The organism is Lysobacter sp. A421 (genome assembly GCF_054052145.1).
Window position 1 is genome coordinate 319,568 of sequence record NZ_JBSVRL010000002.1, and the last position, 25,437, is coordinate 345,004.

Below are 25,437 nucleotides of genomic sequence, written 5' to 3' on the forward strand. Positions count from 1 at the left end.
CCGCTAGGATGGCGGCTCTTGCCACCGCACTGGAACCTGCATGCTCCTTCGCCCATTCGAGTCCACGTCCCGGTTTCGTCGTCGTATCTCGCGCCTGTTGGTGCTGGGCGCGCTACTGGGACTGCTCACCCTTGGCGGCTGTGCGAGCGGCAGTCCGGCCGCCAGTGCGCTTGATTCCGCGCAATATGCCTGGTCCGGTGCGATCCGCTGGGGTGATTTCGGCGGTGCGCGCAACCTGGTCGATCCCGAGGTCCGGGCCGAAAATGCAATGACCGAGCTGGAGATGAAGCGCTATGAGCAAATCCAGGTCTCTTCGTACCGTGACGTCGGCTCCACCCGCAATCTCGAGGCGGGTACGGCGATGCGCAACATCCAGATCGGCGTGATCAACCGCCACACCATGACCCAGCGAACGGTGAATTACCGCGAACAATGGCGTTACGACGAGGCAGTGAAAGGCTGGTGGCTGACCAGTGACCTGCCCGACCTGTGGGCGGGGGAGTGACGGTTTTTTTGCACGCCCGGCGGCACTGGGCGACAATCCCCGCCCCATTGCCCTGCCCGTGACCCCGTGACTGTCGAAACCCTGCTGGCCTTCGCCGAGCGCAACCTCTATCTGTCCCTGGCGTTGGTGGGTATCACCGTCGCGCTGGTCTATGTCGAGATCTCCCGCCTGTTCCGTGGCTATACCGCGTTGCGGCCGGCCGAACTGACCGGGTTGATCAACCGCGAGAACGCGCTGGTGATCGACCTGTCGGCTGCCAATGATTTCGAAAAAGGCCACATCGCCGGCAGCAAGTCGGTGCAACCCAGCCAGTTCGATCCGGAAAGCAAACTGCTGGCGCCGGTCAAGGCGCTGCCGGTAGTGGTGACCTGCCGTAGCGGCCAGGCCTCGGCCAGCGCCGCCAAGCGATTGAAGAAAGCCGGTTTCGAGAAGGTGTACTGGCTCGATGGCGGCGTCCAGTCCTGGGTGCAGGCGGACATGCCGCTGGTCAAGGGACGCCGTTGATCGCCTGAGTTTCCGAGGTGCGCGAACGTGCGTGCCATAATCTTTCCTTGCGTTTTACTGGAGTCACCTGATGTCCGAAGAAACCCTCAATGGTGCCGCGGCGCCTGCCGATGCCGCCGCCACTGGCCCCTCTTTCACGATCGAGAAGATCTATGCCAAGGACGTCTCGTTCGAGGTTCCCGGCGGCCCGGCCGTGTTCAGCGAGCAGGCGCAGCCGCAGCTGCAGCTGAATCTCAACCAGGCCGTGCAGCGCCTGAACGAGACCAACTACGAAGTCGTGCTCGGGATTACCCTGACCTGCAACGCGGATGACAAACCGCTGTATCTGGTGGAAGTGAAGCAGGCGGGTGTGTTCACCCTGAGTGGCTTCGACGCCGCCCAGCTCGACAACCTGCTGGGTACCCACTGCCCGACCGTGCTGTACCCGTACGCCCGCGCGCTGATCAGCAACCTGGTCCAGTCCGGTGGCTTCCCGCCGTTCTTCCTGCAGCCGATCAACTTCGATGCGCTGTATGCCGAAGGCCTGCGCCAGCGCTCGGAGAAGCAGGCGGAAAGCCTGAGCAACGCCGAGACCGCCGGCAACGCCTGAGTCTCCGCGATGCCGACCCGCTTGACCGAGACCGACGCGTTGCGCATCGCCGTGCTGGGTGCCGGTTCCTGGGGCACCGCCCTGGCCGCACTGATCGCCCGCCACGGACACCAGGCGGTGCTGTGGGGGCGCGACGCTTCGGTCATCGCGACGATCGACCAGGGCCAGCAGAACACGCGTTACCTGCCCGGTGTGCCGTTGCCCGATACCTTGCGCGCGACCACCGATCTGGCCGTGGCGATGGCGGGTGTCGATCTGGTATTGGTCGCAGTGCCTTCGCACGCGTTCGCGGACACCTTGCGTGCGTTGGCGCCGTACCGCCCGGCGCATGCCGGCGTAGCGTGGGCGACCAAGGGCTTTGAGCCCGGCAGCGGCCGCTTCCTGCATGAGGTGGCCGCGCAGATCCTGGCGACCGACCCACCAGGCGTGCCGGTGCCACTGGCGGTGGTGACCGGCCCGTCGTTTGCCAAGGAGGTCGCCCGCGGCCTGCCGACCGCATTGACCGTGCACTCCGACACACCTGCGTTTGCACAGCAGGTCGCCGAGATCCTGCACGGACCGAGTTTCCGCGCCTACACCGGTGACGACATGCTCGGCGCCGAGCTGGGTGGTGCGATGAAGAACGTGCTCGCGGTGGCCACCGGGGTTGCCGATGGCATGGAGTTGGGCCTGAACGCACGTGCCGGGTTGATCACCCGCGGATTGAACGAGATGCTTCGCCTCAACCGCGCCCTGGGTGGCCGCCCCGAGACCCTGATGGGGTTGGCCGGTCTGGGCGACCTGGTGTTGACCAGTACTGGTGACCTGTCACGCAACCGCCGGCTCGGATTGGCGCTGGGCCGGGGCCAGTCGATCGAGGACGCGGTGCGCGAGATCGGCCAGGTGGTCGAATCGGTGCAGACCGCCGATGAGGTCATGCGGTTGGCGCGTCGACACGACGTCGAGTTGCCGATTGCCGAGGCGGTATATGCCGTGTTGCATGGCGAGATATCACCGGGCGAGGGCCTGCGCCAGTTGATGGGACGCGAACAAAAAGCCGAGTATCCGGGCGCCCTGTTTGGCTGAGATCGCTTGATTGGCAGCTAAAAAAAACCCGGCCGAGGCCGGGTTTTCTGATCGCGACGATCGGGGAGAGAGAGATCGCAATCTGTTGCAGGGTGCTGCCTAGAACGTGATGCGCGGACCGATGAAGTACTGGGTGTCGCCGTCGACGAACTTGACATCGCCGCTCAGGCCCCAGGTCGGGTTGAACTTGAACTGGGCGCCAAGGCGGCCGTAGAAATCGCCGTCGTAGTCGCTGCCATCCTCATACCCGGCCAGCGCGTAGCCTTCCAGGTTGGGGGTCATCGCGCCACGCACGCCGGCTTCGACGCTGTAACCGTTGAGGCTGTTGTTGAACTCGTCTTCGGAGCGCTCGTAGGCAACCCGGGTCAGCAGGTCCGCACGCGGCGAGATTTCGTGGTTGTAACCGATACCCACGCGCATCTGGTCGATGTCGACGCCTTCGTACGGAACCCCGAGGACGCGGAAATCGTCCGTCTTCTGGCCCGAATAGCCGCCGAACACGTGGAAGTTCGGCGCGATCGCGCCAGAACCGGCGATGGCCCAGCCATCGGCGCCCGTGGCGTCGGTATCGGTGTTGATGTAACCGCCTTCGACGTAGTTGTAGGAAACGCCATCGGCCGCGGACGCCGCGAACGGCAGGGCAGCAATCAGGGTCAGGGCGAGCAGTGACTTCTTCATCGGGCTTGGCCTCTCGAATTTGGTGGTTCATTCGGGTGCGGCCCCCTCAAACCAAGGCGACATCGCGACCCGACGCCGGCAGTATCGCGGATGCAACAAAATCCCAACTGAATTATGTACGTGCCGGTACAGGAACTACAGGCGGCATTCAGGATCAGGCGTGCGCCGGCGATAAATATCTGTAACGGAGCTACAGAGTTGACAGCGATAAAACGTAGAGTAGTCTGTAGGCGACCTACAGAGACTCAGAAGATGCATTTGCGTGAACTATGCCAAATCCATTCGGGGCACACCGCTCGGGGCAAGCTCGAGCCGGTGACGACTGGCGGCCTGCCCGCCATCCAGCTCCGGGACCTGGGAAAAGAAGGCGGGATCCTGGAAGACCCCCTGCCCAGATACGAGCTGGGCGATCTGACGGCCCGCTATCTGGTGTCGGGCGGTGAGGTGATCTTCCGCTCCCGCGGAGAGCCCAATACTGCGACGGTTGTCAGCGAAGCACTGGCAGAACCGGCAGCCGTCATCGTTCCCCTCATCATCATGCGTCCGGACCGCGCCCGCGTCCTGCCCGAATACCTGGCCTGGGCGATCAACCAACCCGATGCGCAGCGCCGACTTGGCACCAAAGCACAGGGCACCAGTCTTCGCATGGTCCCGATGGCGGCGCTCGAGCGGCTCGACATCCCGCTCCCCGACCTCACCACCCAACGCCGGATCGTCGACCTGCATATCCTCGCAGCCAGAGAGACGAGCCTCCTGCACGATCTTGCCGCCCGCCGCGAACGGCTCCACACCCACATCCTTGGCGAAGCCGCACGGCTCGCCGACCAGCACAAGAGCAAGCCATGACCGACCAGATCACCCAACACCAGGTTAACCAGGCAGCCTGGGCCGCGTGCGACTCATTCCGTGGCGCCGTCGATGCCGGGCAGTACAAGGACTACATCCTGGTGATGCTGTTCCTGAAGTACATCAGCGACCTGTGGAACGACCACCTCGTCACTTACAAAAAGCAGTTCGGCGGCGACGACGCCCGCATCCGCCGCCGCCTCGAGCGCGAGAGGTTTGTGCTGCCGAAGGGCGCCAGCTTCTACGACCTGTATGAACAGCGCAGCGAAGCGAACATCGGCGAGCTGATCAACATCGCCCTGGAGCAGATCGAAGATGCCAACCGGACCAAGCTGGAGGGCGTGTTCCGCAACATCGACTTCAATTCCGAGGCCAACCTCGGCCGCCCCAAGGACCGCAACCGCCGCCTCAAGAACGTACTGGAGGACTTCGCCAAGCCGGCGTTGGATCTGCGACCAAGCCGCGTTACCGAGGACATCATCGGCGAGTGCTACATCTACCTGATTTCGCGTTTTGCCTCCGACGCGGGCAAGAAGGCCGGCGAGTTCTATACCCCCGCCCAGGTCTCGCGCCTGCTGACCCGGCTGGCCGCACCGAAGTCTGGCGAAACCATTTGCGACCCCGCCTGCGGCTCCGGCTCGCTGCTGATCCAGGCCTCGCAGCAAGTTGGATCGGATAACTTCGCCCTGTTCGGTCAGGAAGTGAATGGCGCCACCTGGGCGTTGGCGCGGATGAACATGTTCCTGCACGCCCGCGATGCTGCCCGCATCGAATGGTGCGACACCCTCAACAGTCCGGCGCTGGTCGAGGGCGATCACCTGATGAAGTTCGATGTGGTCGTCGCCAATCCACCCTTCAGCCTGGACAAGTGGGGCGCGGAGAACGCCGCCGCCGATCCGTTCAGCCGCTACTGGCGCGGCATTCCACCCAAGTCCAAGGGCGATTACGCCTTCATCACCCACATGATCGAGATTGCAAAGCGCGAGACCGGCCGGGTGGCGGTCATCGTGCCGCACGGCGTGCTGTTTCGCAGTGGTGCGGAAGGACGCATCCGCCAGGCACTGATCGAGGAGAACCTGCTCGACGCGGTGGTCGGCCTGCCGGCCAACATGTTCACCACAACCGGCATTCCGGTGGCGATCCTGATCTTCGACCGCTCCCGCGAAGAGGGCGGTGCCAATGCCGACCGCCGCGACGTGCTGTTCATCGATGCATCGCGCGAGTTCAGCCCGGGCAAGACGATGAACCTGCTCGGCGATGCGCAGGTGGCGAAAATCGTCGACACCTACGAGGCCCGCACCGAAGTGGACAAGTACTCCCACTGCGCCACGCCGGAAGAAATCGCCGAGAACGGCTTCAACCTCAATATCCCCCGTTACGTCGACACCTTCGAGCCGGAGGAAGAGATCGACGTGGCCGCCGTGCAGAAGGACATCGACCGGATCGAGGCCGAGCTGGTCGAAGTGCGGGCGAAGATGGCCGGCTACCTGAAGGAGCTCGGCGTCGATGTCTGAGGGCGAACTGATCCTGTACAGCACCGAGGATGGCACGGCGAGCATCGGGCTGCGCGCCGTCGACGGCACCGCCTGGCTTAGCCAGCGCGAGATCGCTGAGCTATTCGACAAGGATGTGCGGACGGTCAACGAGCACATCCAGAACATCTTCGCTGAGGGCGAATGCGACCCGGGCCCAACTATCCGGAAATTCCGGATAGTTCAAACCGAGGGGGCAAGGAGGGTCGAGCGCGAGGTGGATGCCTACAACCTCGACGTCATCCTCTCGGTTGGCTACCGCGTCCGCTCCCCGCGCGGTGTGCAGTTCCGCCGCTGGGCCACCACCGTCCTGCGCGAGTACCTGGTCAAGGGCTTCGCCATGGACGACGCCCGGCTCAAGCAGGTCGAGCAGTGGGATTACTTCGACGAGTGGCTGGCGCGCATCCGCGACATCCGCGCCTCGGAAAAGCGCTTCTACCAGAAGGTGCGCGACCTGTTCACCACCGCCGTCGACTACGACAAGACCTCGGGGCAGGCGCAGGCCTTCTTCAAGAAGGTGCAGAACAAGATGCTCTGGGCGGTGACCGGCAAGACCGCCGCCGAACTGATCGGAAGCCGAAGCGACGCGGGCGCACCTAATATGGGCCTGACGACTTGGAAGGGCTCGGTGGTGCGCAAGGGCGATGTCGGCACCGCCAAGAACTACCTCAAGGCCGAGGAAGTCGAGGAGCTCAACCGCATCGTGGTGATGTACCTGGATTACGCCGAAGACCAGGCCAAGCGGCGCCAGCCGGTGGCCATGGCCGAGTGGGCCGACAAGCTCGATGCCTTCCTTTCATTCAACGAGCGCGACGTGCTTACGCATGCCGGGAAGTTGCGGATGGATGTGGTGCAGAAGTTGGCGGTGGAGCGGTTCGAGGTGTTTGATGCCAACCGTCGTGCTGCCGAGGCGCTGGCTGCGGATTCTGCAGATGTTGCAGAGCTGGAGGCTCTAGCGAGGCGCGCAACAGAAGGAAGAAAGGGTGATGGAAATGGGTGAATACGCGAAACAGCCTATTTCCTTGGTTGCGATGGTAGTTCGTGGGAAGTTTTCTGCGCGTCCGCGCAACGACCCCCAGTACTACGGCGGGAATATCCCGTTCCTTCAGACAGGCGATATCGCACGGGCCGGTCGGCGCATCACGCAATGGACACAAACACTCAATGAGAAGGGGCTGGGCGTCAGTAAATTGTTTCCATGCGGAACCATTTTGATGTCCATCGCCGCGAATGTTGGCGATACAGCTATCTCAACGTTCGATGCAGCATGTCCAGACAGCGTGGTAGCCATTAATCCGCTGTCGGACGTCGATCCGGAGTGGCTGTTCCAGACACTCAAATTCACCCAGAGTGGTCTCGCCGCGCTTTCCACGCAGAATGCCCAAGCAAACCTTAGTCTCGAAAAGATCGAACCCTTCGAGATCCCCGTCCCGCCGTCAGGCGACCAAAAGGCGATCGGCGCGATTCTGCGAACCTGGGACGAGGCGCTGGACAAGCTCTCCTCGCTGCGTACCTCCAAGGAGGCTAGGCATCGTGCGCTTATCCATTCACTGGTGTTCGGGACGCGCCAGCTCCACGACTTCCGGAATGCGGATGGTAAGAAGACAGCCTATCGCTGGTTTGCCCTCCCCGCTCGCTGGAAGTACCGACCCATTGGCGCTCTGTCCGAGGAGATTTCCGAGCGCAACGGAGGGGACGATCAGCACGAAGTCCTGTCATGCTCGAAGCACGATGGTTTCGTTCGCTCGCTGGAGTACTTCAAGAAGCAGGTGTTCAGCGCTGACCTCTCCGGATACAAAAAAATCTGGCGCGACGATTTCGGTTTCCCTAGCAACCATGTCGAAGAAGGCTCGATCGGGCTGCAGAACCTGACCGACGTCGGGCTGGTCAGTCCGATCTACACCGTCTTTCGCTTCGATCCGGAAGAAGTGAACGTCGACTATGCGTTCGCCGTGCTCAAGACGGAGTTGTACCGCCACATCTTCAAGGTCAGCACCAGTTCCTCAGTAGACCGTCGCGGTAGCCTGCGCTGGAGCGAGTTCTCCCGGTTGCCGTTCCCTGTTCCACCGCTGGAAGAGCAGGGCGAAATCGCAGAAGTGATCTCGACGTCCCGAGCCGAACTGGAGTTGGTCGACGCGCAAATCGAACACGTGAAGAGGCAAAAGCGGGGCCTGATGCAGAAGCTATTGACGGGCGAATGGCGAGTGACCGACAAAAACTGAACACGGGGGTGGCAAGGTGGCAACGCGAACATTGAACGTACGGCTGCTTCGAAAGGGCCATTCGGTCGACGGTGCATTTGGTGATGCGTTTGCACCGGAGTCGGAAAGGGCGCTGCAACAACGTCCATGGCAAAGTATTGAAGGATCGCAGGTATTCATCGGTCAGATTTACTCCAACCCGCCGGGCTGGCGAAGCTTCATTGCCGAAGGTGCCGGAGATGTCCCCGAAGAAATCTTCACCGGCGGAGCAGGCGCTGTCATCTTTGTCCCTGTCGGCACGCGGAAGATGGCTGTTTGCTTTGGGCATGTGCACCTTGCACTTGACGACGAAGCGTTCGAACGGCAGTTCGGCCTCAAGGTCACGTTGAATACCGTGCCTCGCGGGAACCTGAGGACACTCGATCTTGCGACCCCGGATGCCGTGACGTTCCAGAAGCGCGTTCAGGCTAGCAAAGAAAGTGATCTCCAAGCCTTTGGCGTGGATATGTTGCGAGATCTCGCGCGTGTCGCAGGAGGAAGGCCAAGGAAATCATCCTTCGCCAAGCTTGTTGCGGGCAAAGACAGTCTCGCCATTACCTGTGATGTGGATGCGAACACGCTTCAAGCGAAGTGCGCTGAGATCCTGACCGCCTACAAAGAAAAGGCCTATCAGAAAGAGTTTGCATGGGTCGACAACATGCGGGGTGTTTCAGAGAAGGACACGGTCAACGAACTGGACGGCAAGCTCTTCCAAGCTATCAATGATCTTCGTGACGGGGGAACCGTCGAACTTCACATGGCACCTCCGGAGATTGTGAGCTACACCGAGGGCAGTGAGCTTCACTACAACGGGTTCGGAAGCCATGGCACAGTCTTCCACAGTCTTTCGATCGAAGACTACGTTTCCGAGCTGGAGCGGTGTGGATTCGACAAGGGCATTGTCGACATCAAAGAGAAGCACCGCATCAAGGCGAAGAGCGAGGGACAAGATGAGTTCGCGGAGAAGTGGCGCGTCTATGATTGCTTTGTCTTTGAAGCAAACCTTGGGTCAGGCTCGAGTAAAACTGATTACGTGCTCTTTGCCGGAGAGTGGTATCGGGTAGACAAGAAGTTCAAGGCTCGAGTTGAAAAATTCTTCGATGCCATCCCCAAGGTAACCATCATTGGGAAAACCACCTGTATCAACGAGCAAAAGCTAATCGCCGACATCGAGGCCACTCGGACCGACCTTCTGAAACTCGACCAAACAAAGATCAACCCGGAAGGGGTCAGGTACGCAAACCTAGAACCCTGTGACTTTTTCTCCGACAAGAAGGAGTTCATCCACCTTAAAGATGGGCATTCTTCAGGCCCCATCAGTCACCTGTGGTCCCAAGGCGTTGTGAGTGCTGAGGCGTTTGTGAGCGATGCGGATTTTCGAAAGAAGTTGCGAGCCAAAGTTCGTTCGATGGGACGCGGCTTTGAGAGGTTGCTTCCCAAGAGCACCGAGCGTGTCGTGCGCGAGGACTATCGGGTTGTCTATGGAATCATGCGCAAGCCCTACGTCGATGGAACGCTTGGGCTTCCGTTTTTCAGCAAGGTGAGCTTGCAGGCAGCTGTAGAGCGCATCCAGCAGTTTGGGATCCCTGTTGAGGTCGAGCTGATCGAGAAGCCAGCGTCAGACAATGCTGGCGGCGAAGGAGGAGAGGAGTGACCTTCGACGCCACCGAAGCCATCCAGTCCCAGATCCCCGCCCTGCAGCTGCTGGTCGCGCTCGGCTTCAAGCCGCTATCGCAAGTCGAGGCGACGCGCCTGCGCGGCGGCCGCTTGCGCAACGTTGTGCTCGACGAGGTGTTGGCGGACCAGCTGCTGAAGCTCAACCGTTTCACCCATCGCGGTCGCGAGTACGCCTTTGACCTGGAGGATGCGCACGAGGCCATCCGCCGGCTCAAGCCCACGCCGGACCGGCAGAAGGGGCTGCGCGGCACCAACCAGGACATCTACGACACGCTGGTGCTGGGCACCACCATCACCAAGACCCTGCAGGGTGACTCCAAGTCTTACTCGTTCCGCTACATCGACTGGGGGACCCCGGTCAACAACGTCTTCCACGTCACCGCCGAGGTCGCGGTCGAACGCACCGCCAGCACTCAGACCCGGCGCTGCGACATCGTGGCCTGGGTGAACGGCATCCCGTTCGTGGTGATCGAGAACAAGCGCCCCACCGAAAGTCTGAAGAAGGCCAACAGCCAGCTGCTCGGCTACCAGAGCGAAGACAACATTCCGCAGCTGTTCCACTTCGCCCAGCTGCTGCTGGTGATGAACCGGATCGAAGCGCGCTATGCCACGGTCGGTACGGCGCGGAAGTTCTGGTCCACCTGGCGCGACGACGAGGACCGGGACGAGGTCATCGAGGCGCTGGCCAACCGGATGCTGACGCCGGCAGAGGCGGACGCGCTGTTCTCGGGCAGCTTTGCCCGCGCGCGCGGGTACTTCGACGCACTGGCTGCGGAAGGCCCGCGCACGGTGAGCGCGCAGGACCGCACCCTGCATGCGCTGTGCCGCCCGGAACGCCTGTTGGATCTCGTCCGCCGCTTCACCGTGTTCGATGGCGGCGTGCGCAAGGTAGCGCGTCACCAGCAGTTCTTCGGCATCCGGCGCGCCGTCGAGTCGGTCAAACAGTTCGACGCCGATGGCACACGCAAGGGCGGCGTGATCTGGCATACGCAGGGCTCGGGCAAGTCGCTGACCATGGTCATGCTGGGCCGCGCACTGGTCCTGGACCGGGACATCGCCAACCCGCGCCTGCTGATCGTCACCGACCGTGACGACCTCGACAAGCAGATCAAGGACACCTTCAAGTCCTGTGACCTGGAGCCGGTGCGGGCCACCACGGGCGCCCACCTGCTGGAGCTGATCCGCGACAAGACGCCGTTGGTCACTACCATCATCAACAAGTTCGACACAGCTCTGCGCCACGCGAATGAGCCCGATCCGGACCCCAACCTGTTCGTGCTGGTGGACGAGAGTCACCGCACCCAGACCGGGCGTTACGGCGGTCACAGCCAGTTCGCCGGCAAGATGCGCAGGCTGCTGCCCAAGGCGTGCTATCTCGGCTTCACCGGCACGCCGTTGCTGAAGAAGGACAAGAACACGCTGTCCACCTTCGGCCGACTGATCCATCGCTATGGGATCGACGAGGCGGTGGCCGACGGCGCCGTGGTGCCGCTGCTCTATGAGGGCCGTCTGGTCGAGCAGCAAATCGCCGGAACCGTAATCGACCGCTGGTTCGACAAGATCAGCGAGGGGCTGACCGATGCGCAGAAGGCCGACCTGAAGCGCAAGTTCTCGCGAATGGATGCGCTGTCCAAAACCCTGCAGGCGATCCGCGCCAAGGCATTCGACATTTCCGAGCACTACCGCCAGCACTGGCAGGGCACCGGCTTCAAGGCGCAGCTGGTGGCGCCGTCGAAGGCTGCAGCAGTGCGCTTCAAGGACGTGCTCGACGAGATTGGCCATGTCTCGAGCGCGATCGTGATTTCGGCACCGGACGACAACGAGGGTAACGAGGAATTCGATCAGGAATCGAAGGACCTGGTGCGCCGGTTCTGGGCGAAGGTGATGGCGCAGTACGGATCGGAGGACGAGTACAACCGGCAGGTCATCGAGGCGTTCAAGGGTTCGGGCGATCCCGAGATCCTGATCGTGGTGTCCAAGCTTCTCACCGGCTTCGACGCGCCGCGCAACACCGTGCTGTACGTGTGCAAGCCGCTGAAGGAGCACAACCTGCTGCAGGCGATCGCACGGGTTAACCGGCTGTATGAGGAAGACGGCGCCGAGAAGCAGTTCGGTTTCATCCTCGACTACGAGGGTCTGCTGGGCGAACTGGATCAGGCGTTGTCCACTTACAGCGCCTTCGACGGCTTCGATGCCGCCGACCTGGTCGGCAGCGTGCATGACGTGCGCGAAGAGATCCGCAAGCTGGCGCAGCTGCATGACCAGCTCTGGAGTCTGTTCAATCCGGTGCGCAACAAGAAGGACATGGAGGCAGTCGAGCAGTTTCTTGCCGACGAGGCGCTGCGTCAGGACTTCTACGGCCGCTTCCGGGCCTTCAGCCGCTGCCTGCATGTTGCTTTGTCGTCGGACAAGCTCTTCGACGTGTACGACGAGACGCGGGTCGACCGGATGAAGCGGGACTGGAAGCAGTTCTCGGAGCTCAAGCGCTCGGTGCAACTGCGCTACCAGGAAACGGTGGACATCCGCGAGTTCGAGCCCAAGCTGCAGAAGTTGCTGGACGACCATGTGGTGGCGCTGCCGGCCGAGACCATCATCCGGCCGGTCAACATCAACGAGCCCAGGGCGCTGTACAAGGTGGTTGAGGAGTCCGGCGTCACGGAAGCGTCCAAGGCCGACCGCATCGCCAGCGCTACGCGTCGTGCGATCACCGAGAAAATGGAGGAGGACCCCGCGTTCTACCGGCCGTTCTCGGAGCTGCTGGAAGAGACCATTCGCGCCTACCGTGAGCGGCGGCTGTCGGAGCGCGAGTATCTGGACCACGTGGTGGAGCTGGCGGGCAAGGTGGCCCGGAAGCAGCGCGACCGCATCCTGCCGGAGGCGGTCCAGGACGATGACGACGCGCAGGCGGTGTTCGGCCTGCTCGACGGCCAGCTGGCGCGCGAGGGTGCGGGCACCGTCGGGGCGGACGAAACGGCTGCCATCGCCCTGGCTGTGACCGCGATCATTCGTGACCACCTGATCGTCGGCATCTGGTCCAACGAGGTGGCGCAGAACGATCTGCGCAACGCGATCGACGATTACTGCTTCGACGTGCTACGCGATTCGATGCAGATCGACCTGCCGACGGAGAAACTGGACGAGCTGGAGCAGCGAGTCATGGACCTGGCCCGTGCCAGGTTCCGGGTATGAGCGCTGGGCATCGCCGTCTGTGCGTCGGGAGTCAAGTGATCGACTACCGACTGCTGCGAAGGCAGCGCAAGACGCTGGAGATCGCGGTCGAACCGGACGCGACGGTTGTCGTGGCGGCACCGCCAGGCACCGAAATCGATGCCATCGAAGCGCGGTTGCGCAAGCGCGCCGGCTGGATCATGCGTCAACAGCGCTATTTCTCGCAGTTCCTGCCGCGTACGACGGAGCGTCGCTTCATGGCTGGCGAAACCCATCTGTACCTGGGACGGCAGTACCGACTGAAGGTGGTTCCAGAGACTGGCGAGCGCGTCAAACTGGTTCGCGGCTTCATCATGGTGCCGGCGCGACAGCCGCATCGCCACGAGTTTATTCGTGAATCGGTAGAAGATTGGTATCGGGATCGCGCACGCATCAAGTTTGCCGAGCGGGTGGAGATCAACCTCGGCAGGTTCCCGGATCCCGAAGCGTTCCGCCCGCGCGAGCTGACCATCCGCCTGCTCCGCAAGCGCTGGGGCTCAATGTCGCCAGCTGGGAACCTGCTGCTCAACCGACGCCTCATCCTGGCCCCGGTCGACGCTATCGACTACGTCATCACGCACGAGCTTTGCCACGTCGCCGAACCTCACCACGGATCCGCATTCCACGCGCTGCTGGATCGCGTTCTTCCGGACTGGAAACACCGAAAAGCACGACTTGAACGCGTCATGGCATGAGGCCTTAACGACGAGCTACGGTCCAGTCATCATCGGAACCGAGACATTGACGCCGGCATGCATGCGCGCGGCCTAGACTGCATGCGCGGGAACAACCACGGAGACCGTGCCCATGACGCCATCGCCAGCCACCCTCGCGCTTGTCGCCGATGTCGGTGGCACCAATTCCCGTTTCGCGTTGACCGATACCGCCGATCCGCGACCCGGGCTGCTGCAGCCGCGCAAGTTGGCCAACGCCGGTTTTCCCAGCCTGCAACGCGCCGCGGAACACTATCTGCAAGAGGTTGACGTGCGTCCGGCCCGCGCGGCAATCGCAGTGGCCTCCCCGTTGGCCGCCGACGTGATCCAGCTGACCAACCGGGCGTGGTCGTTCAGCCGCGCCAGCCTGCGACAGGTGCTGGGGCTGCAGGAGTTGCGGCTGATCAATGACTTTGCGGCGGTGGCGTGGTCGCTGACCGCGCTGCAAGCGGATGACTGGACTGCCTTGCCAGGTCCGGATGCAAACGGGTTGCGGGGGCCGGTCAGCGTGCTTGGACCCGGAACCGGACTCGGCGTCGCGCAACTGGTCGGCTGCCCGTCCGGCGGGTGGCACGTGGTGGCCACTGAAGGCGGTCACGCCACATTCGCCCCGGTCGATGAGCCCGAGCGCACCATCGCGGCCTGGTTGGGGCGAAAGTTCGGACGCGTTTCCAATGAGCGCCTGCTCAGTGGCAGCGGGCTGGCGTATATCGACGCGGTGCTGCGTGGCGCAGGTCCGTCGGGCGCCGACGAGGGTGTCGTGTTGCGCGCGCCGGCCGAGATCACCCGGGCGGCGCTGGAACGCCAAGAGCCGGCGGCGGTGCGTACGCTGAACTGCTTCTGCGCGATCCTGGGCAGTGTCGCCGGCGACATGGCGTTGATCCACGGTGCGCACAGCGTGGCGATCGGCGGCGGTATTGCACCGCGCTTCATTCCTTTCCTGCGCGACAGCCCGTTTCGCGAACGGTTCCTGGACAAGGGACGTTTGACCGCTCGCCTGGAGTCGGTGCCGGTGCACGTGGTGACCCATCCCAACCCGGGTTTGCTGGGAGCCGCGGTCGCACTGCGCACCGCCGGCGCCTGAACCCGCTCAAGGCGGTCGTCCGGCCTGATCCAGATCAGTGCCATACGCGGACACCGTCGCGAGACTGCGTACATCGGCCCGCGGCTCGCCAGCCCGCCACTGTTGCAGCGCCTGCAAGGAGTTTCGTCATGACCACCCGCTTCACATCGATCTCGACCAGCATCCTCGACGCCGTCGGTGATACCCCGCTGCTTGAAGTGGAGGGCATCTACGCCAAGCTGGAGTTCCTCAACCCGTCGGGATCGATCAAGGCGCGTATCGCCAAGTACATGATCGAACAGGCCGAGCAATCGGGTGCGCTCAAGCCCGGTGACACCATCGTGGAAGCCACCAGCGGCAACACCGGCAACGCGCTGGCGATGGTGGCCGCGGTGAAGGGCTACCGGATGCTGGTGGTGATGCCGCAAGGGCTGTCCAGTGAGCGGGTGGCGATTTCACGCGCCTATGGCGCGCAGGTGAGGTTCTGTGGCGACTTCCACGTCAATGCCGCGTTGGAGATGGCGCGTGAACTGGGTGCCAGGCCGGGTCATTTCTGCCCCAGCCAGTTCGAGTCGGAATGGAACGTCGAGGAAAACCGGGTGATCCTCGGTCCCGAGATCCTCGCCCAGTTGCCCGACGGCGTGGTGCCCGACGCGCTGGTGGTCGGGGTCGGCACCGGCGGCACCCTGATTGGCGTCGGCCAGGCGTTCCGTGCGGTCAACCCCAACGTGCGCCTGTTTGCGATGGAGCCGTCGGAATCGCGCACCCTGCTTTGCGGTGAAGTGGCGCTGCACCAGATCGAGGGCATCTCCGATGGCTTCGTGCCGGGGATCTTCCAGCGCCACGGCGCACTGGTCGACGAGGTGACCAGCGTTGCCAGCGCCGAGGCGGTACAGGCCATGCGCGACCTCGCCAGCAGGCACGGCTTGTTCTGCGGTCCCAGTTCCGGCGCCCACCTGCTGGCGGCCAAGCGCGTGCGCGAGCGGCACCCGGAGCTGAAAACCGTGGTGACCCTGTTCTGCGACAAGGGCGAGAAGTACCTGCAGGACTACTTCATGCAGGACGAAGGCGAGCTGCCGGAGCCGAGCCCGTTCGCGTGAGCCCGCCGCGCGCCCGGCATTTGCCGCCCGGCGCGGCGCTACCGGCCGGCGCGCAGTGCCTGACCATCGGCACGGGGACCGGTCCGGCGGGTTGGTTACCATCAAGGACTTGCCGTGGCCGGCCCGGCCGCGCGTTTCGAGCCGGAGCGTGACGATGCGCCAGTCCAGTCTTTCCCTGATTATCGCCGTGGCGCTGGGCAGCCTTGTCGGCTGCCAGTCGACACCACCACCGGCGGATGCGACGGGTACCGCCGTGTCGGCCGAGTCGACCGCGCTGTCGGCACGCTTTGACAAGGTCGCCGAATCGTTGCTGATGCGCGGGCTGGAACGCAGCCCCGAGCGGTCGATCTACGCCGGCCGTTACGACAACGCGGCGACCCTGACCATCCCCGACGCCGCCCGGCGCGCGGACGATCTTGCCTTCGCCCGCGCCGGCCTCGCCGAGCTGGCCGGGTTCGACCCGGCGCGCCTGGCACCCAGCGAGCGCATCGACTACGAGCTGCTGAAGAACCAGTTTGAATCGCGTATCTGGTACCAGACCACGTTCCGCAGCTGGACCTGGAATCCGGCCAGCTACAACGTCGCCGGGCCGATCGCGCTGTTGCTCAACACCCCCTATGCCGAGCAGGACACGCGTCTGCGTACCGTGCTGGCGCGCCTGGAGCACGTGCCGGAGTACTACACCGCCGCGCAGGCGAACATCGACAACCCCACCGCCGAGCACGTGGAGCTGGCCATCGTCCAAAGCGATGGCACGTTGAGCGTATTGGGCGATGGCCTGCGCAAGCAGGTGGCCGAGTCGGGTCTGGACGTGGCCGAGAAGGCGCTGTTTTCTACCCGTATCGATGCCGCGCGCACGGCCGTCGAGCACTGGGCCGACTGGTTGAAAGCCGAGCAGTCGCAGCTGGCCGATTCGGGTGACGCGCGCTCGTTCCGCATCGGCGAGGAGTTGTACGAAACCAAGTTCGCTTTCGACGTGCAGTCGCATTTCACCGCTGCGCAGCTCTACCAGCGTGCGGTGGAAGCAAAGAACACACTGCACGAGCACATGGATGGCCTCACCCGCGAGTTGTGGCCCAAGTACTTTCCCGACACCCCGATGCCGGACGATCGCCTGGTCCGGATCGAGCAGATGATCGACAAGCTATCCGCCCGCCATGTCGCCCGCGACGAGTTCTTCGACGAGATCAATCGCCAGATCCCGTTGTTGGCCGACTTCGTGCGCGAGCATGACCTGCTGGATCAGGACCTGAGCCGTCCACTGGTGGTGCGCGAGACGCCCGAGTACATGCGTGGCGGCGGCGCGGGAGCCTCGGTCAGCGCGCCGGGCCCGTTCAATCCGACCGCCAACACCTACTACAACGTCAGCCCGCTGGATGGGTACACCGATGCGCAGGCCGAAAGCTTCCTGCGCGAGTACAACCACTGGGTGCTGCAGGTGCTCAACATCCATGAGGCGATCCCGGGCCATTACACCCAGCTGATGCACGCCAACAAGAGCCCCAGCCTGATCAAGGCCATGCTCGGCAACGGCGCGATGATCGAAGGCTGGGGGGTGTATGCCGAGCGGATGATGCTGGAGTCCGGCTGGGGCGACCAGGCGCCCGAGATGTGGCTGATGTACGACAAGTGGAACCTGCGCGTGGTCACCAACGCGATCCTCGACTACGCGGTCCATGTGAAGGGCATGACCGAAGCGGAGGCTATGGCGTTGCTGCAGCGCGAGGCATTCCAGGAAAAAACCGAGGCCGTCAACAAGTGGCGTCGGGTGCGCCTGTCACAGGTGCAGCTGACCTCGTATTTCACCGGCTACACCGAGATCTACGACTTCCGCGAACAGCAGAAGGCGACGTTGGGCGATGACTTCGACTTGAAGACATTCCACAACCGGTTCCTGAGCTACGGCAATGCGCCGGTGCCAGCGATCGTGGAGTTGATGACCGAGTAAGTCGCCCGGCCCGGTCGCTATCGTGACGGCGCGCCAAGTGGCGTGCCGTCCTGGTCCGGGTGGCGTGGACGGCTACACGCTGCCGGCAAACCCGTGCTGGCGCCAAGCTTCGAACATTACTACCGCGACCGCATTGGACAGGTTCACGCTGCGGTTGTCGGGCTGCATCGGCAGCCGGATCCGCTGCTCCACCGGGACCTGTTCCAGTACCTCCGGCGGCAGCCCGCTGGTCTCGCGTCCAAACAGGAACGCGTCGCCCGGTTGATAGCCCGGGGCGTCAAAGCGGGTTGCCCCGCGGGTGGTCACCGCAAACAGTCGCGGCGTGGCGCGCTGGGTTTCGGTGATCGCGGCCAGCGTGGCGGCGAGGTCATCGTGGACCTGCACCCGGGCGTACTCGTGGTAGTCCAGGCCGGCGCGGCGCAGGCGCTTGTCGTCCAGCTCGAAGCCCAGCGGCCGGACCAGGTGCAGCCGTGCACCGGTGTTGGCGCACAGCCGGATCGCATTGCCGGTATTGGGTGGGATTTCGGGCTGAAACAGGATGACGTTGAACATCGGCACAGTCTAGAAGGCGTAGCCACCCGCGGGAATCCTTCATGGGGCCCAGCGTGGTGGCGTCGTACTGATCCGGTGACCATCGGTGGGGGGGACTTGTGACCCGGTACTCATAACCGCAAGTGCCGTTAAGATTGGTGCTTCCGCCCAAGCCGGGCGATCCACATGCAAAAGGAGTATTTCATGTCCGTATCGTCCAGCTTTCCGGCAACCCCGCACCCGACGGCCGTCCGACGCAGCGTGCTCGCACTGGCGCTGGCAGCCGTCGTGGCGGGTCTTGCCCTGGCCCCGACGCTGGCGCGCGCGGACGTTCGCGCAGACGTTGTTGGCGCCACCGACAACCCGGTCGCGGCCAATGCCGGCACCGAGAGCGTGGATATCGCGTACCAGGAGTTCACACTGCCCAACGGGCTGCGGGTGATCGTGCACGAAGACCACAAGGCGCCGATCGTCGCGGTCAACATCTGGTACCACGTCGGCAGCAAGGACGAGCCACGCGGCCGCACCGGCTTCGCCCACCTGTTCGAGCACCTGATGTTCAACGGCTCGGAGAACAATCCGGGCGAGTATTTCGACCCGTTCGAACTGATCGGTGCGACCGACATGAACGGCACCACCAATACCGACCGCACCAACTACTTCCAGAACGTGCCGACCACCGCGCTCGACACCGCGTTGTGGATGGAGTCCGACCGCATGGGCCACCTGCTGGGCGCGATCGACCAGAAGACCCTGGACGAGCAGCGCGGCGTCGTCCAGAACGAGAAGCGCCAGGGCGAGAACCAGCCCTACGGCCAGGTCTGGACCAAGCTCAACTTGGCGCTGTACCCGGAAGACCACCCGTATCACCACAGCGTGATCGGCTCGATGGCCGACCTCAACGCGGCCTCGCTGGAGGACGTCAAGAACTGGTTCCGCGCCTGGTATGGCCCCAACAATGCGGTACTGGTGCTGGCCGGTGACATCGACCTGGAAACGGCGAAGAAAAAGGTCGCCAAGTACTTTGGCGCGATCCCGGCCGGTCCGGACATGGCGCAGCCGCCGGTCGATGTCGCCGTGCGTCCCGCCGACACCCGCGAGACCATGCACGACGCCGTTCCGCAGGCGCGCATCTACCGGGCCTGGAACGTCGCGCAAACCGGCACCACCGACGTCGATCAATTGCACGTACTGGGGCAGATCCTCGGCGGCAGCGACACCTCGCGGCTGGAGAAGCGGCTGGTCCACGGGGATAAACTGGTCGACAGTGTCAGCGCCGGCGTCAGCGAGTCGCAGTTGGGCTCCAATTTCCTGGTGACCGCCAGCGTCAAGGAAGGCGTCGACCCGAAAAAGGTCGAAGCGATCATCGACGAGGAGCTGGCCAAGCTGCTGACCAAGGGCCCGACCGCCCAAGAGCTGGAGCAGGCCAAGACGGTCATCCGTGCCGGCTTCATTCGCGGGGTTGAGCGCATCGGCGGCTTCGGCGGCAAGGCCGACGCGCTGGCCAGTTGCGAGATCTTTACCGGCGATGCCGGCTGTTTCCGTGAAAGTATGGAGACGATCGCCGCGGTGACCCCGGCCCAGTTGCAGGCCGTCGGCAAGCAATGGTTGGGCGATGGCGACCACACTTTGGTGGTGCTGCCCGGCGAGCGCACCGCGCTGGCCGAGGAGCCGGCCGTCGAGCCCGCGCCGCTCACGCTGCCGCCGGTCGATCCCGAATACAGCGTGCTGCCGGCCACGGTCGATCGCAGCAAGGGCGTGCCGATGCCCGAACAGTTCCCCGAACTCAAGTTCCCGCAGCTGCAGCGCGCGACACTCGACAACGGCACCAAGGTGATCCTCGCCGAGCGTCACGCCGTGCCGGTGGTGCAGATGAGCCTGCTGCTGGACGGCGGCTACAAGGCCGACGTGCTGAGTGACGGCAAGCTCGGCACCTCGAGCTTCACCATGAGCATGCTCGATGACGGGGCTGCGGGTTACAGCGCGTTGGAGTTCGCTGCCGCGGCCGAGTCGCTGGGCGCGAACCTGGGTGCCGATGCTTCGCTCGACGGCGGCAGTGCCTCGCTGTCGGCGTTGAAGGAGAAGCTCGACCCGTCGTTGGCCCTGTTCGCCGACATGCTGCGCGAGCCGACCTTCGACCAGGCCGAGATCGACCGCATCAAGGCCAGCTGGATTGCCGGTATCAAGCAGGAGAAGGCGCGTCCGAACGCGGCCGCGCTGCGGGTAATGCCGCCGTTGTTGTACGGCGAGGGTCACGCCTACGCGATGCCATTCAGTGGCTCGGGTACCGAAAAATCGATTGCCTCGCTGACCCGTGCCGACCTGGTCGCGTACCACGACACCTGGGTACGGCCGGAGAACGCAACGCTGGTCGTGGTGGGTGACACCACCCTGGAGCAGATCGTGCCATTGCTGCAAAAGCACTTGGGCGACTGGAACGGCGAAGGCAAGCCGGCCGTCACCGCGTCGGTGGCCCAGGTGGCGCTGCCGGATGCGTCGCGCGTGTTCCTGATCGACCAGCCTGGTGCGGTCCAGGCCAATATCTACGTCGGCCAGCTGGTTCCCTCGACGATGTCGGATGACGCTACCGAGTTCGATTTCGCCAACACCGTGCTCGGCGGCCAGTTCAGCTCCCGCCTCAACATGAACCTGCGCGAGGACAAGCATTGGGCCTATGGCGCCTACAGCTTCTCGCCGGACGCGCTGGGACAGCGGCCGTGGCTGGCGTTCGCGCCGGTTCAAATCGACAAGACGGCCGAGTCGATGGCCGAGATGAAACGCGAGATCACCGAATACTCGGATGGCTCGGCGCCGGCGACGGCCGAAGAAGTCGCGAAGGTGCGTTCCAACGAAATCCGCAGCTTGCCAGGCGCCTATGAAACCGGCCGCGCCGTGCTTGGGACGCTCGCCGGGATCGTGCGCTACGACCGTCCGGATGATTACGTGTTCGCGCACCAGGCCGAGATCAAGGCATTGACTCCGGCGCAGGTGGCCGAGGCCGCCGGCACCATCGCGCCGGATGCGCTGACCTGGGTGGTGGTGGGCGACCTGGACCAGATCGGCGCGCCGGTGCGGGCGCTCGAGCTGGGCACGGTCCAGGTGCTGGATGCCGATGGCAACCCGGTTGCCGCCACGGCGAAGGCGACGCCGGAAGCGGCGCCGGACGCGATCGAAGCCGTTGACGCCACGGAAACCGACGGCAACGCCGACTGAAGTCGACGTATCTCATCGCAACCAACCGGGTGGGCGCGCACCGCGTGTCCGCCCGGTTCGCCCTTGCCCAGTTCAGGCCTGCCTGGTTCACACTTGGCTTGTTCAGGGCCGGGTGCAAAAGCGTTGCGAAACGAGGCCACAATTGAGTCCCGCCCACCGATCCCAGGAGTTCCCATGATTCGCCTGCTTATCCTCGGCTGCGCCACGCTTGCCTTCACCAGTGGCTGTACCTGGGTGCCCATGGCTCCCGGTGCCAGCGCGGTGCAGGTGATTTCCGCCGGTCCGGCGCCCACCGGTTGCACCAAGCGCGGCGACGTTGCCGTGTCAGTCAAGGACAGCGTGGTGTTCTACGAGCGCAATGACCTGCGGGTGCGCGAGGAACTGGAGACCCTGGCCCGCAATGAGGCACCGGGTATCCAGGCCGATACCATCCAGCCGCTGGGGCCGCCATTGAAAGGTGAACAGCGCTTCGCGGCCTACGACTGCGGCGGTAACCCGTCGGTTGCCAATCCGGTGGCCCCAGTCGCGCCCAGGGGCGAGGTGCAGACCTATCCGGTCGGTGGCTGACCCGGGCAACGGCGGATTGGTTAATGCAGGCTTGCCTGCAAAGCGTTAATCTGTCTGGATACCTGTCTTTCTGGTCTACCATTCATGCAGTTCCAACATGTCGCCATTGCCGGCCTGGCCCACATCGACGCGCCGCGCCGGCTGAGCTCGGACGAGATCAACCTCCGGCTCAAGCCGACACTGGACCGTCTGGGTATCCGCACCGACGTGTTGGGTGATATCGCCGGTATCCATGCGCGACGTCTTTGGGACGGCGACATGCTCGCGTCCGATGCGGCCACCCTGGCCGCAGTCAAGGCGCTGGCGGATGCGGGCATCGATCCCAACCGGATTGGCCTGCTGGTCAACACTTCGGTCAGCCGCGATTACCTGGAGCCATCCACCGCCTCGATCGTCAGCGGTAATCTCCGCCTGCCCGACACCTGCCAGAATTTCGACGTCGCCAATGCCTGCCTGGCGTTCATCAATGGCATGGATATCGCCAGCCGCATGATCGAGTGCGGCGAGATCGACTACGCACTGGTCGTGGATGGCGAGACCGCCGACCTGGCTTACGAGAAAACCCTGGAGCGCATGACCCGCGCCGACTCCACCGAGGCGGATTTCCGTAGCGAGTTGGCCACCCTGACCCTGGGCTCGGGTGCCGCGGCGATGGTGATGGCGCGCGCCGAGCTGGCGCCGGGTGCACCGCGCTACAAGGGCGGGGTGAGTCGTGCGGCGACCGAATGGAACAAATTGTGCCGGGGCAATCTCGACGGCATGGTCACCGATACCCGCCTGCTGCTCAGCGAGGGCATCAAGCTGGCTGAGAAAACCTTCGCGGTGGCCAAGCAGAAGCTCGGCTGGGTCGCCGAGGAGCTGGATGAGTTCGTGATCCACCAGGTCAGCAAGGTCCACACCGCTGCCTTCACCAAGGCGATGGGTATCGATCCGAAGAAAGTCCTGACGATATTCGGCGAGCACGGCAACATCGGACCGGCATCGGTGCCGATCGTACTCAGCAAGTTGCGGGAGATGGGTCGATTGAAAAAAGGTGACCGGGTGGCACTGCTGGGCATCGGTTCGGGTCTGAACTGTTCGATGGCCGAGGTGGTCTGGTAACCGCCAGCCCGTAACGCGGTGCCTTGTACCGCCCGCGTTGCTTACATCGCCGGGCACGCCGGGTCGCGTCCGGCGTAGACGGCACATATTTCCTGCCGACACTTGAGGCCCTTGGCGCTGTTGGGCGCCGGGCATTCGCGCAAGTTCGCCTGGATCTGCTGCGAGCGACTCGGCGTCGCGTCAGCACGACTCACGCGGCGCACCAGACCGACGCCGACCTTGTCGGTCGCTTCCATCCTCTGGATCAGGGCGTCCAACCCGCTGGGTTGCAGGCTGGCGGGCGCCTGGATGTTGCGCAACAGCGTGGCAAGCAGGTCGGCCTGGATGCCACCCGTTCCCGCTGGCTGTGGGACGCGCGGTGTGCGGCCGGAGCTCACAGGGCCGGTTGGCAGGGAGGTGGCTGAGCGGACGGGACTGACGGATGCATCTCGCCGGCCCCGGGCGGCGACGGCAATGCCCGCAAACGGTGATGGCCCGCTAACCGATGGGGTCGAGCGGCTCGCCGAGCCGTCTTGAGTTCGTGAGTCATTTCCGCTGTCGGCAGTTCCGGGCGTGACGGCGGATGGGTCGGAGGCGTCGTCGATAATCGTCGCTGCGAACCGCATGGCCGGTCCGATCATGCTGGCATCGCTCGCCGCGTGCGGCGTTGGCTGGGCCGCCGGCTCCGCAGGCATACCGTCGGTCGCGCCAGAGTCAGCGCGCCACAACGCGCCCTGCCACAACCCCCCGCCGACAAGCATCACCAGCGCGGCTAGCGACAGCCGTAACCACCAGCGGCGCGGCCTGCCTGCGACCGTGGGCGACGCGGGCTTGCCGCCCGCCATGTCTGCTAGGATTCGCGCCGACGACGGGGCCGGCGCGGTATGTTCAGGTGTGCCGGCCAGCAAGCTGGGGCGGCGGGACTTGGCTTCTTGCCGATCCACGTGGACTCCTTTCCGAGCCGGTCCAATCCGGCAAGCTTTGATCCTTGATCCAGTATGTCCCGATACGGTGTGAACCGGGCCGGGTGCGTCGGCATTCTGCGGCGGGGCCGGGGCCGCGTCAATTCGACGGCCGGCAGCGGCCGGACCACAACCTGGGAAGTGATGATGACGCTATGGATGGCGATGTTCTTCGCAGTGACCGCTGCGGTGGCGTGGCTGATGCTGTTCCCGGCCGCGCGTGACGACGTGTTGGCGGGGGTGGGCCGGTGGCGGTCGCGGGTGGCCGGCGCGATCGCGCGCTGGCAGTTGCGGGCCAGCGGCCGCGGGGCTGATTCGTCGCGCGCGCTGCGCGAAGCAACTGGCCGACTGGTGGGCGGTTTTCGGCGCCACCGGTGGTTGCTGATCGGCACTGTGCTGGTGGTGTCGGTGCCGCCGGTGCTGATCCTGCAGCTGCGCCAACAGGTCACGTTGGAAGGATTCGATGGTGCAGCCGTAGTCGCCTCCGATCACCACGTGCTCGAACTGCTGCGCGGCGAGCGCCTGGCGCCACCTCCAGAGTTGCCACCGGCGTTCTTCCTCGCGGCCGAGGCCGCGTTGCAAGCCGACGTTGCGCGCCGCGTGGCGGATACCGGGGCGCCGGTGGCCATTTCCAGTGCCGACCGCAAGTGGGCCCGGATCGAGCCGTCATTCCAGCAACGGGTGCTGGCGATCTACCAGGTGATGCGTGAGCAGTATGGCTACCAGATGGTGTTGGTCGAGGGCTACCGCAGCCCCCAGCGACAAGCGGCACTGGCACGCAGGGGGGGCGCCGTGACGGGGGCGAAGGCTGGCCAGAGCTGCCACCAGTACGGACTTGCGGTGGACAGCGCGCTCTACCGCGACGGCAAACTGCAATGGGACATGGACGATCCGTGGACCCGACGCGGCTACTTCCTGTACGGCGAGCTGGCGACGGATGCCGGGTTGGAGTGGGGCGGCAACTGGCGCAGCATCAAGGACTACGTCCATCTCGAACAGAAGACGGCGTGCCGTCACGCGCGTCGCGCGGCCGGTTACTGATCCTCGCCGGCCGCGGGTGCCAACCCCGGGTGACTCCTGCTATTGTTGGCGCTGGCAACTGGATGCCAATCGCCCCACGGGGCCGCCAGCAGGGAGCACGGCCAATGTCCAAGCCTTTCATCGTCGTGGGCGACAAGATCGACCATGGCGGCACCGTCGCCAGCAGCACCGCGACCACCGATATCAACGGCCTGCCGGTCGCCCGCATCAACGACAAGGTCACCTGCAGCCAGCACGGTGACACCGTGATCGTGACCGGCGACCCAACCACGATCATCGACGGCCAGCCGGTCGCCCGCCATGGCGACAAGACCGCCTGCGGGGCGACGTTGATTGCGAGCCAGACCCAGACCTTTATCGGCTGACCGGACCCCAG

General features: G+C 64.2%; 21 protein-coding genes and 1 pseudogene. 19 read left to right on the forward strand and 3 right to left on the reverse strand.

Annotated elements, in window-relative coordinates:
* The first annotated feature begins 40 nt into the window (after positions 1-40).
* The 4 genes from ACW7G6_RS06910 (at position 41) to ACW7G6_RS06925 (ending at position 2,663) form a co-directional block, all read left to right on the forward strand.
* Positions 41-505: a hypothetical protein gene (locus ACW7G6_RS06910; RefSeq protein ID WP_456977971.1), complete on the forward strand. Its 465-nt coding sequence runs from the start codon at positions 41-43 to the stop codon at positions 503-505.
* A gap of 66 nt (positions 506-571) precedes the next feature.
* A complete protein-coding gene (locus tag ACW7G6_RS06915; protein WP_456977972.1) occupies positions 572-1,009 on the forward strand; it encodes a rhodanese-like domain-containing protein in 438 nt (145 codons plus the stop codon).
* A gap of 70 nt (positions 1,010-1,079) precedes the next feature.
* Positions 1,080-1,598 carry a protein-export chaperone SecB gene (gene secB, locus ACW7G6_RS06920; protein ID WP_456977973.1) on the forward strand — a complete coding sequence of 173 codons (519 nt, stop codon included), beginning with the start codon at positions 1,080-1,082 and terminating at the stop codon, positions 1,596-1,598.
* A gap of 9 nt (positions 1,599-1,607) precedes the next feature.
* Positions 1,608-2,663 (forward strand): NAD(P)H-dependent glycerol-3-phosphate dehydrogenase, encoded by a 1,056-nt coding sequence (locus ACW7G6_RS06925; protein ID WP_456977974.1) that lies wholly within the window; start codon positions 1,608-1,610, stop codon positions 2,661-2,663.
* 99 nt (positions 2,664-2,762) lie between these two features.
* On the opposite strand, the gene ACW7G6_RS06930 is transcribed toward ACW7G6_RS06925, so the two are convergent.
* On the reverse strand, positions 2,763-3,341 hold the full coding sequence (locus ACW7G6_RS06930; protein ID WP_456997870.1) for an outer membrane beta-barrel protein: 579 nt from the start codon (positions 3,339-3,341) through the stop codon (positions 2,763-2,765).
* Between the two features lie 252 nt (positions 3,342-3,593).
* Between ACW7G6_RS06930 and ACW7G6_RS06935 the strand changes: the two genes are divergently transcribed.
* The 10 genes from ACW7G6_RS06935 (at position 3,594) to ACW7G6_RS06980 (ending at position 17,667) form a co-directional block, all read left to right on the forward strand.
* A complete protein-coding gene (locus ACW7G6_RS06935; RefSeq protein WP_456997871.1) occupies positions 3,594-4,187 on the forward strand; it encodes a restriction endonuclease subunit S in 594 nt (197 codons plus the stop codon).
* Entirely contained in the window at positions 4,184-5,701 is a 1,518-nt protein-coding gene (locus tag ACW7G6_RS06940) for a type I restriction-modification system subunit M (protein WP_456997872.1), read from the forward strand. Before ACW7G6_RS06935 ends, ACW7G6_RS06940 begins: the two co-directional genes overlap by 4 nt.
* Complete coding sequence (locus ACW7G6_RS06945; RefSeq protein ID WP_456997873.1) at positions 5,694-6,719, forward strand: virulence RhuM family protein; 1,026 nt, start codon at positions 5,694-5,696, stop codon at positions 6,717-6,719. The genes ACW7G6_RS06940 and ACW7G6_RS06945 overlap by 8 nt, the downstream gene beginning before the upstream one ends.
* The gene (locus ACW7G6_RS06950) at positions 6,706-7,941 is read left to right on the forward strand and encodes a restriction endonuclease subunit S (protein WP_456997874.1); all 1,236 of its coding nucleotides are present in this window, start codon (positions 6,706-6,708) and stop codon (positions 7,939-7,941) included. The genes ACW7G6_RS06945 and ACW7G6_RS06950 overlap by 14 nt, the downstream gene beginning before the upstream one ends.
* A 31-nt stretch (positions 7,942-7,972) precedes the next feature.
* Entirely contained in the window at positions 7,973-9,613 is a 1,641-nt protein-coding gene (locus ACW7G6_RS06955; RefSeq protein WP_456997875.1) for a DUF6119 family protein, read from the forward strand.
* Complete coding sequence (locus tag ACW7G6_RS06960; RefSeq protein WP_456997876.1) at positions 9,610-12,825, forward strand: type I restriction endonuclease subunit R; 3,216 nt, start codon at positions 9,610-9,612, stop codon at positions 12,823-12,825. The genes ACW7G6_RS06955 and ACW7G6_RS06960 overlap by 4 nt, the downstream gene beginning before the upstream one ends.
* 35 nt (positions 12,826-12,860) lie before the next feature.
* Positions 12,861-13,538 (forward strand): M48 family metallopeptidase, encoded by a 678-nt coding sequence (locus ACW7G6_RS06965; protein WP_456997877.1) that lies wholly within the window; start codon positions 12,861-12,863, stop codon positions 13,536-13,538.
* 112 nt (positions 13,539-13,650) lie between these two features.
* Entirely contained in the window at positions 13,651-14,640 is a 990-nt protein-coding gene (gene glk, locus ACW7G6_RS06970) for a glucokinase (protein ID WP_456997878.1), read from the forward strand.
* 128 nt (positions 14,641-14,768) lie between these two features.
* The gene (locus ACW7G6_RS06975) at positions 14,769-15,719 is read left to right on the forward strand and encodes a PLP-dependent cysteine synthase family protein (RefSeq protein ID WP_456997879.1); all 951 of its coding nucleotides are present in this window, start codon (positions 14,769-14,771) and stop codon (positions 15,717-15,719) included.
* A gap of 154 nt (positions 15,720-15,873) precedes the next feature.
* Positions 15,874-17,667, forward strand: a complete 1,794-nt coding sequence (locus ACW7G6_RS06980; RefSeq protein ID WP_456997880.1) for a DUF885 domain-containing protein — start codon at positions 15,874-15,876, stop codon at positions 17,665-17,667.
* A 72-nt stretch (positions 17,668-17,739) separates the two neighbouring features.
* Here the strand turns inward: ACW7G6_RS06980 and ACW7G6_RS06985 are convergent, their stop codons facing one another.
* Positions 17,740-18,219, reverse strand: coding sequence for a tRNA (cytidine(34)-2'-O)-methyltransferase (locus ACW7G6_RS06985; protein WP_456977979.1), 480 nt, complete (start codon positions 18,217-18,219; stop codon positions 17,740-17,742).
* Positions 18,220-18,402: 183 nt separating this feature from the next.
* Here ACW7G6_RS06985 and ACW7G6_RS06990 point away from each other — a divergent pair, with 183 nt between their 5' ends.
* From ACW7G6_RS06990 to ACW7G6_RS07000, 3 genes and pseudogenes are all read left to right on the forward strand, one after another.
* On the forward strand, positions 18,403-21,411 hold the full coding sequence (locus ACW7G6_RS06990; protein WP_456997881.1) for a M16 family metallopeptidase: 3,009 nt from the start codon (positions 18,403-18,405) through the stop codon (positions 21,409-21,411).
* Positions 21,412-21,588: 177 nt separating this feature from the next.
* Positions 21,589-21,897 (forward strand): annotated as a pseudogene (locus ACW7G6_RS06995) (DUF4156 domain-containing protein); the annotation flags it as partial.
* 165 nt (positions 21,898-22,062) lie between these two features.
* Positions 22,063-23,079: a 3-oxoacyl-ACP synthase III gene (locus ACW7G6_RS07000; RefSeq protein WP_456977981.1), complete on the forward strand. Its 1,017-nt coding sequence runs from the start codon at positions 22,063-22,065 to the stop codon at positions 23,077-23,079.
* 41 nt (positions 23,080-23,120) lie between these two features.
* On the opposite strand, the gene ACW7G6_RS07005 is transcribed toward ACW7G6_RS07000, so the two are convergent.
* Positions 23,121-23,456 carry a hypothetical protein gene (locus tag ACW7G6_RS07005; protein ID WP_456977982.1) on the reverse strand — a complete coding sequence of 112 codons (336 nt, stop codon included), beginning with the start codon at positions 23,454-23,456 and terminating at the stop codon, positions 23,121-23,123.
* A gap of 711 nt (positions 23,457-24,167) precedes the next feature.
* On the opposite strand from ACW7G6_RS07005, the gene ACW7G6_RS07010 reads away from it, so the two are divergent.
* Complete coding sequence (locus ACW7G6_RS07010; RefSeq protein WP_456997882.1) at positions 24,168-25,061, forward strand: M15 family metallopeptidase; 894 nt, start codon at positions 24,168-24,170, stop codon at positions 25,059-25,061.
* A gap of 104 nt (positions 25,062-25,165) precedes the next feature.
* The gene (locus ACW7G6_RS07015) at positions 25,166-25,426 is read left to right on the forward strand and encodes a PAAR domain-containing protein (protein ID WP_456977984.1); all 261 of its coding nucleotides are present in this window, start codon (positions 25,166-25,168) and stop codon (positions 25,424-25,426) included.
* The last annotated feature ends 11 nt before the right edge of the window (positions 25,427-25,437 follow it).